This is a genomic window from Streptomyces thermodiastaticus, assembly GCF_014656135.1.
In the GTDB taxonomy this organism is placed as follows: domain Bacteria; phylum Actinomycetota; class Actinomycetes; order Streptomycetales; family Streptomycetaceae; genus Streptomyces; species Streptomyces thermodiastaticus.
In genome coordinates, this window is the sequence record NZ_BNBV01000038.1 from 17,230 (window position 1) to 30,613 (window position 13,384).

A 13,384-nucleotide genomic window follows, 5' to 3' on the forward strand; every position below is an offset into this window, starting at 1 on the left:
TTCCGCGCTGGCCACCGGTTAATGCCCCGGGACACGCGGGCGGATATAGCGGGGGCTTCACTTCGCATTGCCTGGCGCTGTACAAATGAATTGGCGAGAGCCGATACTTTTTCCGGCAACAGGCGAACAGCCGACATCTCCGCAGGCTCCCAGGTCATGGCCGAGCACTGGCGCGCAGAGGTGTCGCACGAAGGGACCGATATTCGTGGCGCAGCGTGTCGTGGTCACTCTCTTTGACGACATCGACGGCTCGGAAGCGGCGGAGACGATCGCCTTCGGACTCGACGGCGCGTTCTATGAGATCGACCTGAACCAAGCCAACGCGAAGAAACTGCGTAAGGCGCTCGCGCCGTACGTGGAGGCGGGCCGCAAGCGCGCCCGCTCCGGCAAGGCGTACCGGCAGACGCAGGTCGCCCCCGACCCCGCGGCCGTCCGCGCCTGGGCCAAGGCCCACAAGATGGACGTGCCGGCGCGTGGACGCATCCCCAAGAAGGTGTACGAGGCGTTCAGCGCGGCTCACTGAACCTGGGCTCCCTGCCTGGGCCGTCTCGGCGACCCTGGGCTCCCTCGGCGACCCTGGACTCCCTCGGCGACCCTGGACTCCCTCGGCGACCCGGTTCCTCCAGCGTCCTCGGCGGGCGACGGCTGCCGGGGACGCCGTCGGGCGGCGTCGGTCGCCGTCGACGGGCCGGGCGACCCCGGCGGGCTGGTGCCCCGGCGGGCGGCCGTTCCGGCCTGGGGGCAGCGGGCTCGACAGGGGGCGCGCACCACGGCCGCACCCCGGCCGCGCACCGGACATGTACGACTGCGTCCGGCTGCGGACGGCCGCGGAGTCGGCCTCGACGAGAGACCGTCAGCGGCCCCTGTTCTCAACCGACTTGCGCTACCCCCCTGTTGATCAGCTAATGTCTGAGGCACGCCGAGGGGCGAGGCCGAAAGGCCGAAACCCACGGAGTACTTGCGGGTGTAGTTCAGTAGTAGAACATCCCCCTTCCAGGGGGAAGGCGCAGTGTGCGATTCCTGTCACCCGCTCTGCACCGCGGTCCCGACCACTCCGGTGGATCAGGTAAGCTGGTGCCCGCACCGATCGGTGGGAGCCGGTCGGAGGCAATGCGGACGTAGCTCAGTTGGTAGAGCGCAACCTTGCCAAGGTTGAGGTCGCGAGTTCGAGCCTCGTCGTCCGCTCGGCAGAAAAGGCCCCGGTCTTCGGATCGGGGCCTTTCTCATGCGTCGGCCTTTTCCCGCGCATTGACGGTGCACATCTTCACGGGTGGCACGTGCGTGCACTGCTCGCGACGTTCGTCTGCCCGCTGATCACGTGTTCGTCGGCCCGCCGCCTGACATGTCTCATGCCGTGTGATGACACCGCGCACTGCCGCCGGATCCCCGTGGACGGGACGCCGGCTCCAAGGGATCAACGGTATGCACGGACCGCGAGCAGGTGATCGAGGTCACCGACCTGCGCCGTGTGCACGGGGGCGGGTTCGAGGCCGTTCGGGGCATCTCGTTTCACGTGAAACGCGGCGAAATCTTCGCGCTGCTCGGCACCAATGGCGCGGGCAGGACGTCGACCGTGGAGCTGCTGGAAGGGCCGGCGGCCCCGGCCGCGGGCCGGTTACTCATGCTGGGCCACGACCCGTCACCGAGCGGGCCTTGGTCAGGCCCCGCACCGGAGTGATGCTGCAAGGGGGTCTTCCCGGCCGAGCTGACCGTCACGAAGGCCCTGCGGATGTGGGCGGGTTGTGTGAGCGGGGCAGGCCCGGACGAACAAGCGCTGACGCTCGTCGGACTGAAGGGCCGGGCCACGGTACGGGTCAAGCAGCTGTCCGGCGGGGAGCGGCGCCGGCTGGACCTGGCACTCGCGCTGCTCGGAGGGCCCGATGTGCTGTTCCTGGACGAGCCCCCGACCGGTCTGGACGCCGAAGGGCGCCGGGACACCTGGGAGTTGATCCGGGCGCTCCGGGACGCGGGAACGACCGTGCTGCTCACCACCCACTACCTGGAGGAGGCCGAGGGTCTCGCCGACCGCCTCGTGATCCTGCACGCGGGGCGCATCGCCGCCCTGGGTACCCCGGCCGAGGTGACGGCGGCGCAGCCTCCCGCATCTCCTTCCGGCTGCCCGGGGGGGTACACCCTGAAGGACCTTCCGCCACTGCCGGAACTGGGGGTGTGCGGTCATGAGACGTATGCCGGCGAGGTCCGGCTGCGCACACGTCAGCTGCAGCGCACGGTCACCGAACTGCTGCTGTGGGCCCGGCGGGCCGGGGTGGAACTGCGCGGGCTGGATGTCCGGTCAACCTCCCTGGAAGAGGCGTTCCTCGGCATCGCCCGGGAGTCGTCCGCGCCGTCGGCACCGCACGATTCCTCCGCGGTGGCACAGCGAGGGGCCTTTGCGGCGGCACGATCGGCGGGATCGCCCCATGGACCGCCCGGCAGGCGCTCGGTGGCGCACTGATGCCGTTCGGCCAGACGTACGGGCTGGTGGTGCCGATACGGGTGTTCCTGCGCCGGTCGGTCGTGCTGGCCGTGCTGCTGATGACGGGAGTGGCACTGGCGCACGGGAGGGTCGCCGAGATCGTCATGGCCGGTCTCCTGGTCGCCTTCTGCGCGGGGTTGTCGCTGCTGGCATCAGCGCTGCAGTGCCTGGACCCTGTCCGTGCTGTGGGAGACCGAGCGTGCCCGAGATGTCAAGGCCCGGCTCGCCGTCGCCGAGGAGCGGTTGCGGTTCGGGCGGGATCTGCATGACCTGATGGGCCGCAATCTGGCGTTGATCGGGTTGAAGGCCGAGCCGGCGGTGCAGCTCGGGCGGCGCGGGCGGCCCGAGGCGGTGAAGGAGCCGCCGGCCCGCCCTGTCCCGAGTGAGACGACCCCCGTGAGCGAGGTCACCCGATGACGACGACCCCCGCGCCCGTGCGGGTGCTCCTGGCCGACGACGAGCATCTGATCCGCGGTGCGCTCGTCGCGCTGCTGTCGCTGGAGGACGACCTGCTGGTGGTCGCGGAGGCGGCGAGCGGACCGGAGGCGCCGGCCATGGCGCGGGCGCACCAGCCGGACGTCGCGGTGCTGGACCTGCAGATGCCGGGCACGGACGGTGTGACGGTGGCCACATCCCTGCGGGCCGAGCTGCCCGGCTGCGAGGTGCTGATCGTCACCGGCCATGGGCGGCCCGGTCATCTGAAACGCGCGCTCGCGGCCGGGGTGCGCGGGTTCGTCCCGAAGACCGTCAGCGCCCAGCGGCTCGCCGGGATCATCCGTACGGTGCACGCCGGACACCGTTATGTGGACTCGGAGTTGGCCGCGGACGCGATCTCCGCCGGGGACTCGCCGCTGACCCCGCGCGAGGCGGAGGTGCTGGAGCTGGCCGCCGACGGAGCGCCGGTCGCGGAGATCGCCGAGCGGGCCTCGCTGTTCCCGGGGACGGTACGGAACTACCTGTCGTCGGCGGTGACCGAGCTGGGCGTGGAGAACCGGCATGCGGCGGTGCGTCTCGCACGCGTGGAAGGTTGGGTATAGTTGCTCTCGCGCAAGCGCGCAACGCGGACGTAGCTCAGTTGGTAGAGCGCAACCTTGCCAAGGTTGAGGTCGCGAGTTCGAGCCTCGTCGTCCGCTCCAGAAGCGAAGCCCCCGGCTCTCCGGCCGGGGGCTTTGTCGTGCCCGGGTGCCGACTGAGGCCGGCTTACGACCAGCTGGTGCCGGTGAGCCGCTCGTAGGCCTCGATGTACTTGGCGCGGGTCGCCTCCACGACCTGCTCGGGCAGCGGCGGCGGGGGCTGTTCGCCGGTGCGGTCCCATCCGGACTCGGGCGAGGTCAGCCAGTCGCGGACGAACTGCTTGTCGTAGGAGGGCTGCGGGCGGCCCGGCTGCCAGGAGTCGGCCGGCCAGAACCGGGAGGAGTCCGGGGTGAGCACCTCGTCGGCCAGCACCAGCCGGTCCCCGTCGTAGCCGAACTCGAACTTGGTGTCCGCGAGGATGATGCCGCGTTCCCGGGCGATGTCCCGGGCCCGGCTGTAGACGGCAAGGGTGAGCTGACGCAGCTGGGCCGCCGTCTCCGCGCCGACCTGCCGGGCCACCTCCTCGTAGGAGACGTTCTCGTCGTGGTCGCCGACCTCGGCCTTGGTGGCGGGGGTGAAGATCGGGGCGGGCAGCTCGGAGCCGTCGACGAGGCCCTCGGGCAGGGCCAGCCCGCAGACCGTGCGGGAGGCGTTGTACTCGGCCAGTCCGGAGCCGGTGAGGTAGCCGCGGGCCACGCACTCCACGGGGACCATCCGCAACGAGGTGCACACCAGGGTACGGCCGGCCCAGTCGGCGGGGGCGTGCTCGGGCGGCTCGGTGCTGATCACATGGTTGGGGACGAGGTCGGCCAGGCGGTCGAACCACCACAGGGACAGCTGGGTGAGGATGCGTCCCTTGTCGGGGATCTCGGTGGGCAGCACCCAGTCGTAGGCGGAGATGCGGTCGCTGGCGACCATGACGAGGTCTCCCGCCTCGTTCCGGTACAGCTCGCGCACCTTGCCGGTGTGCAGATGCACCAGACCCGGAACCTGGATCGGTTCGGGTTTTTCGACGAATCCGGACACGGTTCCTCCCCGTGGTTCTGTCCAATGGTTCGATTCTCCCGTATCGGACCAAGACGGCGGACAGCGGGTGGCCGCGGGGACGGGGCGACGGCCGCCCCGGGTGATCAGTCCCGTTTGCAGATGCGGTCCAGGAGATTGGCCGTGGCCCGCTGGATGCGGGGGTCGGCGTGGCCGGGCCGGTCCAGCGCCGGAGACCAGGCGAACGTCCCGGAGGCGAAGACCAGGGCGCCGGACGGTGCCCGGTACAGGGAGGTGTCCTGGTGGCGCAGCACCCCGTCGTCGGTGTACGGGGAGTGGGCGAGCAGGATGCGGTCCTGGTGGTCGGGCAGCGGGGTGCGCGGGAAGTAGCGGTCGGCCTCGCCGGCCACCAGGCCCTCGATGCCGTCGCCCTCCCGGGCGCCGGTCCCCTCCCACAGCCAGTGGCCGGCGTTGCGGACGATCAGCGGGTGCGGTTCCGGCACCCGGCCCGCGTACTGGATGCCGAGCACCTCCTGCTCGGGGCGGTCGATCTCCCGCCACAGCACCGGCTTTCCGGGCCCCTTGCGTTTGCGGCAGGTCAGCAGCCGGTGGGGCGCGCCGGACGGGGAAGGGCCCAGCTCCACCTGCCAGTACATGGTGTTGGCGGACAGGAACACCAGGGAGGTGCCCTGGTCGCGGGCCAGCTCGACGGTACGGCGCATGGGCACCGACCAGTACTCGTCGTGCCCGGGGAAGATCAGGCCCCGGTAGCGGGTGGGGTCGATGCGGCCGGCGTGCAGATCGCGGGCGTCGGCGTAGGCGAGGTCGTAGCCGTAGCGCTCGGCCCAGCGGATGACGTCGTAGGCGTGGCCGATGTGCAGCGGCAGACCGGAGCCCGCGTAGGGGCGGTCGAAGGAGACCGTGGTCGCGGCGTCCGTCTCGCCGAGCAGGCGGCCGTCCTCGTCCCAGGCGTGGTAGAGGCTGGCGCCGGTGCGGCCGTCCTCCGGGAAGAGGTTGTAGGCCTGCCAGGTGACGTCGGGCAGCACCAGCAGCAGGTCCGCGGGTCCGTTGGCGCGGACGGTGAACGGGATGTGGGAGCGGTAGCCGTTGGCGGTGGTCAGGACGGCGACATAGGCGCCGGAGCTCCAGTACGAGGGAATCGGCAGCCGCCAGGACAGCCACCAGTGGTGGCAGGAGACGGTGCGGTCGGCGGCCAGCGGCGGCAGCTGGGACATGCCGGACAGCCGCGGACTGGAGGTGATCTTGGTGGCGCCGTCGCCGTTGTAGTGGCCGATGCGGTAGACGTCCACGCTGAACTGCTGCGGCGGATTCACCGTGATGTGGAAGTCGATCGCCTCGCCGGGTGCGACGGAGCCGGTGGAGGCGAAGCCCTTGATCTGGCAGTGCACGTCGTCGGCCGAGCGGGGCCAGGGCCCGTCGTCGGAGGAGCGCGGAGCCGGAATGCGGGGTGCCGTCGCGGTCGCGGTCGCCCGGGGGGACGTGGCGCCGGCCGACGGAGGTGTGTCGACGTACCAGGGCACCATGCGCCCGGTGTCGTCGAAGTACATCTCCCTGCCGCGCAGCCAGGGCAGCGGTCCCTGGCCGAAAGGATCCGTCACGGCATGTGCGAGGGCGCCTGACTCCCAGCGCCGGACACGCTCCGATCCCATGGCCGTTCCCCTCCCTGGACCCCCACGGCCGTGCACTGCTGTGACGTTGGCGTGTGCCGTTGCCATATGCGCGGTCGGTCCCAGCACATCACATAACGCGCGTATGCGGTCACCCGTCGTTGTCAATTGACCGAAAGTGGAACCGTCTCGTCCGTCCGACCCGTCGGCGGCGGGACGCAGGCCCAGATCAGACCGGATCAGACCAGGATCAGACCAGCCGTACCGGCTTTTCCGGACGTATGCCCGAGTCGAGCAGCCAGGTCCGCAGCGGCGCCGGGTCGCCGTCCTCGACCAGGGCGCGGACCCGGGGGCCGAGGTCCGTGGCCCTCTCCCCGTTGACGATCAGGGTGGGGCCGTCGAGCCAGTCGAGGGCGGGAGCGGCTCCTATGGTGTCCATCGCGGCACAGCACACCATGGCGGTGACGTGCTCGGCCAGCAGGTCCCGGCCGGTGCGCGGCGGCTGGAGCGGCAGCAGCGGCAGTGCGCCCTCGTCCCAGCGCGGCGCTCCCAGCATCTGGCCGGCAAGGGAAGCGGGCGGGGTCCGGGAGGGCGGCGCGGCCGCCTCCTCGCGGGCCAGCTCGGCGCTCAGGCCGGCCGCGAGAGCCGCGCACCGCTCGTTGCCGAGACCGGCGAGGTCGTCCTCGTCACCGAGGTCCCGCCGGGGCGCCGGACCCATCTTTGGCGCGCCCCGCTTCGGGGAAGCGGCACCAAGGAGGCACGGCTCGTCCTCCGGGTGTTCCCGGCCCTGCCCCGCGGGGCGCTCCGGGCGGCCGGTGTCCTGGCCGTCCGGCGCTGCGGGCGCGGAGGGTGCCGGAGCCGTGGCCGGTATGCCCGGGGCGGGGGCGGTGGTGTGGGGCTCGGTCCCCGGAGGCGCCGGGGCGGGGGCGTCGGAGAGGGGTACGCCGGTAAGGGGTGCGCCGGAGACCGGTGCGTCGGGGGCGGGCGGGGCCGCGGCCGGCGGCTGCGCGGACGGCGGCGAGGGCAGCGGCGGGACGGGGTCGGACAGATGGTCCAGTACGCGGGCCAGGGTCGGGCCGTACGCGCCACCGGCCGCACGCCCGGATCCCAGCACGCCGAGGGTGTCCAGGACACGGTGGAGGCGGGCCGCGTCGGTGCGCCACTTGCGGTCGACGACCTCCTGCGCGTACTCCTGCCAGTCCACCGGCGACCAGTGCGGTCCCTGCTCCGCCGGGCCGCCGTGGAACAGGCGCGCGGCCAGCAGCGAGGCGGCCTCGTCCACCACGCCCGGTTCCTCCAGCAGATCGCAGGCGGGACGCTCGCCGAGCCGGGAGGCGAAGCCCTCGGCCAGCCGGTCGCGGCGGGAGAGTTCGGTGAGGGCTGCCACGACGCCCGCGTCCAGCCGGGAGGGCCAGCGCCCCATGCGCCAGGCGGGCAGCGCCACCCGGGTCAGCAGCCGGTCCCAGCCGGCGTACGCCAGACCCACCTGCTCCTGGGCGACGATCCTCAGCCCGTAGTCCACAGCCTGTGCACGCTCGGCCGCCGCGGCCGCCACCGCCCGCTCCATCGCGGCCGCCGGCCCGCTGCAGCCCCGCAGCAGCAGCCGGGCCACCCAGGCGACCGCCGCGCACACCGCGCCGACCGGGAAACGGCGGCCGGGAACGGCGACAGCCGCCGCCGCGTCCAGCCCCCGCACGAACCGGCGGGCCGCAGATATGTCAGGGTGCGCCGAGGGACCCGTGCCGGCCACCACCGGGGCGAGGACGGCGCGCAGTTCACCGACGCGCATCCACCACAAGAACGGGGAGCCTATGACGAGGACGGGCGCGGCCGGCTCCCGCCGGGAGCGGGACCACGACCAGCCACGCCGGCCGCCCGACGCCTTCCGCTGCCCGCTGTGCCCCTGCCCGCCAGGCGGCCCGTGGGCCGGATGGGTGCGGTCCTCCAGCCAGCTGTCGCAGTCCGGGGTGAGCGCTATGGCGGACGGGGCCGGCACATCGAGGCGCTCGGCGAGGTCGCGCACCAGGCGGTACAGGTCCGGCGCTGACTCCTCGGAGATCGGCACCGTCGGGGTCACGGCCGGGCGGGCCCGGGCGACCACCAGTCCGACGCCCGCGGCGGCCAGCAGGACGACGAGCGCCACGACGCCCACCACCCAGCGGGCGAGGTCCCAGCCCGGCCCGAGGAGATGGCCGGTGGGACGCCCGGCGAGCAGGACCACGGCGAAGGCGGCCGGCAGCAGCGCCACGGCCACCGCCCGGCTGCGCACACGCAGCACGGCCAGGGCGCGGGAGCGCGCGGCCTGCATCCCTGCTTCCACCCCGATCCCGGTCACGGCCGGACGTCACCCCCTCCCGACGGTCCTGACAGCCCTGTGGTGCTCACTCCCCCACTGTGGCACCCACCACTGACATCGCAATGCCAGTGGGCCAAGTGCCGGAACGCCTGCGCCGCACCCTAGTTGGGGCCACCACCCCCGTCAGGCGTATGCGCTTTCGGTCACTCGATGGAATGGCTTTGGGCAAAGGTGAGCGACAGACGGCGAGGGTCAGGCCTGGGCTCGGTGGGCAGTGCGTGACGGACGAGTCCGGGGGAGTGCGTAACGGACGAGTCCGGGGGATGGGAGATGGAAGGGGAGGGGGAAGCCGCCGAGTCCAGGGGCGGGCGACGGGGCCGAGAAGGAGGCTGGGATGAGGCGGCCCGGGCGAGAGCGAGGGGGCCAGGACCGAGGAGAGCGGAGTGAGGAGAGCGGAACAAGGAGGGGACTGCCCCGCCGCCGTCAGGAGCTTCCTGCCGTCGGGTGCCTGCCGAGAGACGCCCGTGGGCCGTCAGGTGCCTGCCGTCAGGTGCCTGCCGAGCCGCCAGTGGCCGACACGTCAGGCCTTCGTGGTCGTCCAGGCGCTGGCGGCCGTGAAGAACGGGTGGTCATCAGACGCTGGGGGTCGTCAAGCGCTGGTGGCCATCAGACGCTGACAGTCGTGAAGCGCTGGTGACCACCAGACGTCGGTGGCCACCAGACCTCCGTGGCCGTCAGGCGCCTGCCGCCGCCTTCGCGGCGATGTCCGTGCGGTGGTGAGAGCCGTCCAGGCGGATGCGGCCGACGGCGGTGTAGGCGCGGTCACGCGCCTCGGCCAGGTCCTTGCCCGTCGCGGTGACCGACAGGACGCGGCCCCCCGCGCTCAGCACGCTGTCGCCCTCGCGCCGGGTACCGGCGTGCAGCACATAGGCGTGCGGCGCGTCCTGAGCGGCCACCTCGTCCAGGCCGGTGATCGGGTCGCCGGTGCGGGGGGTGCCCGGATAGTTGTGGGAGGCGACGACCACGGTGACGGCGGCCTCGTCGCTCCAGCGCAGGGGCTCCAGATCGGCGAGGTGGCCCGTAGCGGCAGCCATGAGGACACCGGCCAGCGGCGTCTCCAGACGGGCCAGGACGACCTGCGTCTCGGGGTCACCGAAACGGGCGTTGAACTCGATCACGCGGACACCGCGGCTGGTGATCGCGAGACCGGCGTAGAGCAGCCCGGCGAACGGGGTGCCGCGGCGGCGCATCTCGTCGACCGTCGGCTGGAGCACGCTCCGCACGACCTCGTCCACCAGCGCGGGGTCGGCCCAGGGCAGCGGGGAGTAGGCGCCCATGCCGCCGGTGTTGGGGCCCGCGTCGCCGTCGAAGGCGCGCTTGAAGTCCTGGGCGGGCTGGAGCGGCAGCACCGTCTCGCCGTCGGTGACGGCGAACAGCGACACCTCGGGGCCGTCGAGGTACTCCTCGATCACCACCCGCTCGCAGCGCGCCGCGTGGGCCTTCGCCGCCTCGATGTCGTCGGTGACGACGACGCCCTTGCCGGCGGCGAGACCGTCGTCCTTGACGACATAGGGCGCGCCGAAGGCGGCGAGGGCGGAGTCGACCTCCTCGGCGGTGGTGCAGACGTAGGACCGGGCGGTGGGCACGCCCGCGTGCGCCATCACGTCCTTCGCGAAGGCCTTCGAACCCTCGATGCGGGCGGCCTCCTTGGACGGCCCGAACACCGGGATGCCCGCCTCGCGCAGAACGTCGGCGACCCCGGCGACCAGCGGGGCCTCCGGGCCGACGACCACCAGGTCGGCTTCGAGCCGCGTGGCCAGCGCCAAGACGGCCGCACCGTCGAGGATGTCGGCCTGGTGCAGCTCGGCGATCTCCGCGATGCCGGCGTTTCCGGGCGCGCAATGCAGCGCGGTGACGGCGGGGTCGAGGGACAGGGAACGGCACAGGGCGTGCTCGCGGGCACCGCTACCGATGACGAGGACCTTCACGAGGCCAGCCTAACGGCAGCGAGGCCCGGCACTTTGTACGGGCTGCCGAAGGAGCGGAGCGCACCGTCTTCGTGCGTTCCTCCGAACGCTGTGAGGGAGACCTGCGCCACTGCCCGTGGCTGCGGCGGTGCCGTGACCCATGGCAGCGGCTGCGGCTGGGGCCGGGCCCCATGGCTGCGGCTGGGGATCCGGCTGCGGTCAGCCCGTCGCGGCGTCGGGTGCGGGTGCCCGGCGGTCGCTACTCCGTCGTGTACTCCTCGACCACGGTCGCCCCCAGCTCCCGCACGATGAGTTCCTGGCCGGACAGGGCCGACTCGTCGAGGTCGGGGTCGTCGTCCTCCGGGATGTCGTCCTCGGGCGCGACGGGAGGCGGCGGCTCGGGTGCGGCGGGACGCGCGGCCGGGGCCTCGGCGGGTGCGCTCGTGGCGGCCGGCGGGGCCGGAGGCTGGGGCGGGGCGGCCGGTGCGGCGGGGGCCGGCTGTGCGGGCGCACCACCGCCGTGACCGCCGCTGCCGCTGAAGCCGCCGCCTCCCGCGTAGGAGCCGGAGGCCGGTCGGGGACCGGGCCCGCCGCCGGTCGCGTGGGGCGCGGAGCCACCGCCGGCCGGGGTGACGATCGCCTCGATCTTCCACTGGACGTGGAACCGCTCGGCCAGCGCCTGGCGCAGCACGTCCTCGCTGCCGTTGTTAACGAAGCTGTCGCGGGGACCGGGGCCCGGGAAGCCGAGCTGGAGGGTCGTGCCGTCGAAGCCCGCGACGTGCGCGTACTGGTCGAGCATGATCCAGGTGACCTTGCGGCGCTGCTTGACCTCTTCGAGGATGTCCGGCCACAGCTGCCGCGGGTCGAGCCCGCCGGTCACCGAGCCGGGGCCGGGGCTCGTCGCCGGGGGACCGGACGGCGCCGGTGCGGAGGACGCGGCCGGAGCACCGAGGCCGGCGCCGGGCGCGGCGGCGGTCGGCCCGCCGCCGGGGCGCCGCCCGCTGCCCGGGGACGCAGCCGTGGGCCACGCACCGGGAGCGGCGGACGCGGTCGCGGGCGGGGCGGCGGGACCCGCATCGGCGGGAGTCGTGGGCCCTGCCGTCGGGGGCGGCGGCGGAGGCGTCTGCCGCTGGTCGCCCCCTGCCGGGGCGGCACCGGGCCCCACGGCGGCGGGAGCGGGAGCAACAGGAGCGGCAGCGGGAGCGCCGGCGGCGGGAGCGTCCGGGACCGTCCCTGGGGGGGACTGTGGTCCGTTGCCGGCCGAGGTGCGCACCGCGGCCCGGGCGGCGGCCGCGCCACCGGGAGGCATCGGTGCCCCCGCGCCGCTCGAGCCGTGCGCGTCGGGCCCGGGCACGTATCCCATGGCGGGCGCGCCCACGAAGGCGCCCGCGCCTCGCTCCAGTCGGTCCAGACGGGCCATGACGGAACGCTCGTCGCCGTAGGCAGCGGGCAGCAGCACGCGGGCGCAGATCAGCTCCAGCTGGAGGCGGGGCGAGGTGGCGCCGCGCATCTCGGTCAGCCCCTCGTTGACGAGGTCGGCGGCGCGGCTCAGCTCGGCGGCCCCGAAGGAACTCGCCTGTGCCCGCATGCGCTCCACGACGTCGGCGGGGGCGTCGATGAGCCCCTTCTCGGCGGCGTCGGGCACGGCGGCCAGGATCAGCAGGTCACGCAGCCGCTCCAGCAGGTCGGCCACGAAGCGCCGGGGGTCGTTGCCGCTCTCGATGACCCGGTCGACGACCTCGAAGGCCCCGGCGCCGTCCCCGGCGGCGAAGGCCTCGACGATGGAGTCGAGCAGCGAACCGTCGGTGTATCCGAGGAGCGAGGTGGCCATGGCATAGGTCACACCCTCGTCCCCGGCGCCGGCGAGGAGCTGGTCCATCACGGACATGGAGTCACGCACGGAGCCGCCGCCGGCCCGCACGACCAGCGGAAGGACACCCTCCTCGACCGGGATGTTCTCCTTGCGGCACACCTCGGCGAGGTAGTCGCGCAGGGTGCCGGGCGGAACCAGCCGGAAGGGATAGTGGTGGGTCCGCGACCGGATGGTGCCGATCACCTTCTCCGGCTCGGTGGTCGCGAAGATAAACTTCAGGTGCTCCGGCGGCTCCTCGACGACCTTGAGCAGCGCGTTGAAGCCGGCCGACGTGACCATGTGGGCCTCGTCGATGATGTAGATCTTGTAGCGGCTGCGCGCCGGGCCGAAGAAGGCCTTCTCGCGCAGGTCACGGGCGTCGTCCACGCCACCGTGCGAGGCCGCGTCGATCTCGATGACGTCGATGGAGCCGGGCCCGTTGCGCGCGAGGTCACGGCAGGACTCGCACTCTCCGCAGGGTGTCGGGGTGGGGCCCTGCTCGCAGTTCAGGCAGCGGGCCAGGATGCGCGCGCTGGTCGTCTTGCCGCATCCACGCGGACCGCTGAACAGGTACGCGTGATTGACCCGGTTGTTGCGCAGCGCCTGCTGCAGCGGGTCGGTGACATGCTCCTGCCCGATGACCTCGGCGAAGGACTCCGGGCGGTAGCGGCGGTACAGCGCGAGAGACGACACGCTTACGAGGTTATAGGCGACCGCTGACAACGGTCCCGGCCCGCACAGACGTCCCCGGCGGCCCTCCCCGCAACGCAAGGGCCCCTCACGCACCCGCCAGAGCCGACCTACCCTTGCTGCCTTCCGGCCCTGGGGGAGTTCAGTCAGATAGCGCCGCGTGAGGGGCTGCCGCAAGACTACCCGATGCCGGGGGTGCGGAACGAGTTCGCGAGCACTGCCCCGCGTCATGTAATGTTTCCGGCGGAGGATTCGCCTAGAGGCCTAGGGCGCACGCTTGGAAAGCGTGTTGGGGGCAACCCCTCACGAGTTCGAATCTCGTATCCTCCGCCAGCTCACAGGGCCGGACCGCATCAGCGGTCCGGCCCTGTGGCGTTTGTCCGTCTCAGTTTCCGTCTCAGCTGCCCTTCGGGGGCT

Annotated in this window: 9 protein-coding genes, 4 tRNA genes, 1 other RNA gene and 1 pseudogene; 9 read left to right on the forward strand and 6 right to left on the reverse strand. The window is 72.8% G+C overall.

The genetic code is table 11. The annotated features are described in order from the left end of the window. Nucleotides 1-205 precede the first annotated feature (205 nt). The 8 genes and pseudogenes from IE286_RS24625 to IE286_RS24655 all read left to right on the forward strand — a co-directional run bounded on the left by IE286_RS24625 (nt 206) and on the right by IE286_RS24655 (nt 3,612). Entirely contained in the window at nt 206-523 is a 318-nt protein-coding gene (locus tag IE286_RS24625; RefSeq protein WP_189798969.1) for a histone-like nucleoid-structuring protein Lsr2, read from the forward strand. Between the two features lie 437 nt (nt 524-960). Further along, nucleotides 961-1,032: transfer RNA gene (locus tag IE286_RS24630), tRNA-Gly, on the forward strand. 80 nt (nt 1,033-1,112) lie between these two features. Beyond that, nucleotides 1,113-1,185, forward strand: a tRNA-Gly gene (locus IE286_RS24635). 328 nt (nt 1,186-1,513) lie between these two features. Next, nucleotides 1,514-1,936: pseudogene (locus IE286_RS28040) on the forward strand (ATP-binding cassette domain-containing protein); the annotation flags it as partial. A 231-nt stretch (nt 1,937-2,167) separates the two neighbouring features. Further along, on the forward strand, nt 2,168-2,455 hold the full coding sequence (locus IE286_RS28045) for a hypothetical protein (protein WP_506005079.1): 288 nt from the start codon (nt 2,168-2,170) through the stop codon (nt 2,453-2,455). 201 nt (nt 2,456-2,656) lie between these two features. Continuing rightward, on the forward strand, nt 2,657-2,893 hold the full coding sequence (locus IE286_RS24645; protein WP_372462524.1) for a histidine kinase: 237 nt from the start codon (nt 2,657-2,659) through the stop codon (nt 2,891-2,893). Next, nucleotides 2,890-3,513, forward strand: a complete 624-nt coding sequence (locus IE286_RS24650; RefSeq protein WP_189798970.1) for a response regulator transcription factor — start codon at nt 2,890-2,892, stop codon at nt 3,511-3,513. Before IE286_RS24645 ends, IE286_RS24650 begins: the two co-directional genes overlap by 4 nt. Nucleotides 3,514-3,536: 23 nt before the next feature. Further along, nucleotides 3,537-3,612 (forward strand) — tRNA-Gly (locus tag IE286_RS24655). A gap of 64 nt (nt 3,613-3,676) precedes the next feature. On the opposite strand, the gene IE286_RS24660 is transcribed toward IE286_RS24655, so the two are convergent. The 6 genes from IE286_RS24660 to ffs all read right to left on the reverse strand — a co-directional run bounded on the left by IE286_RS24660 (nt 3,677) and on the right by ffs (nt 13,140). Continuing rightward, the gene (locus IE286_RS24660) at nt 3,677-4,576 is read right to left on the reverse strand and encodes a phosphoribosylaminoimidazolesuccinocarboxamide synthase (RefSeq protein ID WP_189798971.1); all 900 of its coding nucleotides are present in this window, start codon (nt 4,574-4,576) and stop codon (nt 3,677-3,679) included. Nucleotides 4,577-4,680: 104 nt separating this feature from the next. Continuing rightward, a complete protein-coding gene (locus IE286_RS24665) occupies nt 4,681-6,204 on the reverse strand; it encodes a N,N-dimethylformamidase beta subunit family domain-containing protein (protein WP_189798972.1) in 1,524 nt (507 codons plus the stop codon). Nucleotides 6,205-6,412: 208 nt separating this feature from the next. Continuing rightward, nucleotides 6,413-8,497, reverse strand: coding sequence for a M48 family metalloprotease (locus IE286_RS24670; protein ID WP_189798973.1), 2,085 nt, complete (start codon nt 8,495-8,497; stop codon nt 6,413-6,415). Nucleotides 8,498-9,192: 695 nt separating this feature from the next. Beyond that, the gene (gene purD / locus IE286_RS24675) at nt 9,193-10,446 is read right to left on the reverse strand and encodes a phosphoribosylamine--glycine ligase (protein ID WP_189798974.1); all 1,254 of its coding nucleotides are present in this window, start codon (nt 10,444-10,446) and stop codon (nt 9,193-9,195) included. Nucleotides 10,447-10,684: 238 nt separating this feature from the next. Further along, nucleotides 10,685-12,970 (reverse strand): DNA polymerase III subunit gamma and tau, encoded by a 2,286-nt coding sequence (locus IE286_RS24680; protein WP_189798975.1) that lies wholly within the window; start codon nt 12,968-12,970, stop codon nt 10,685-10,687. Between the two features lie 73 nt (nt 12,971-13,043). Beyond that, nucleotides 13,044-13,140: signal recognition particle sRNA small type (gene ffs, locus IE286_RS24685), an RNA gene on the reverse strand. 72 nt (nt 13,141-13,212) lie between these two features. Here ffs and IE286_RS24690 point away from each other — a divergent pair. Then, nucleotides 13,213-13,300, forward strand: a tRNA-Ser gene (locus tag IE286_RS24690). Nucleotides 13,301-13,384 lie beyond the last annotated feature (84 nt).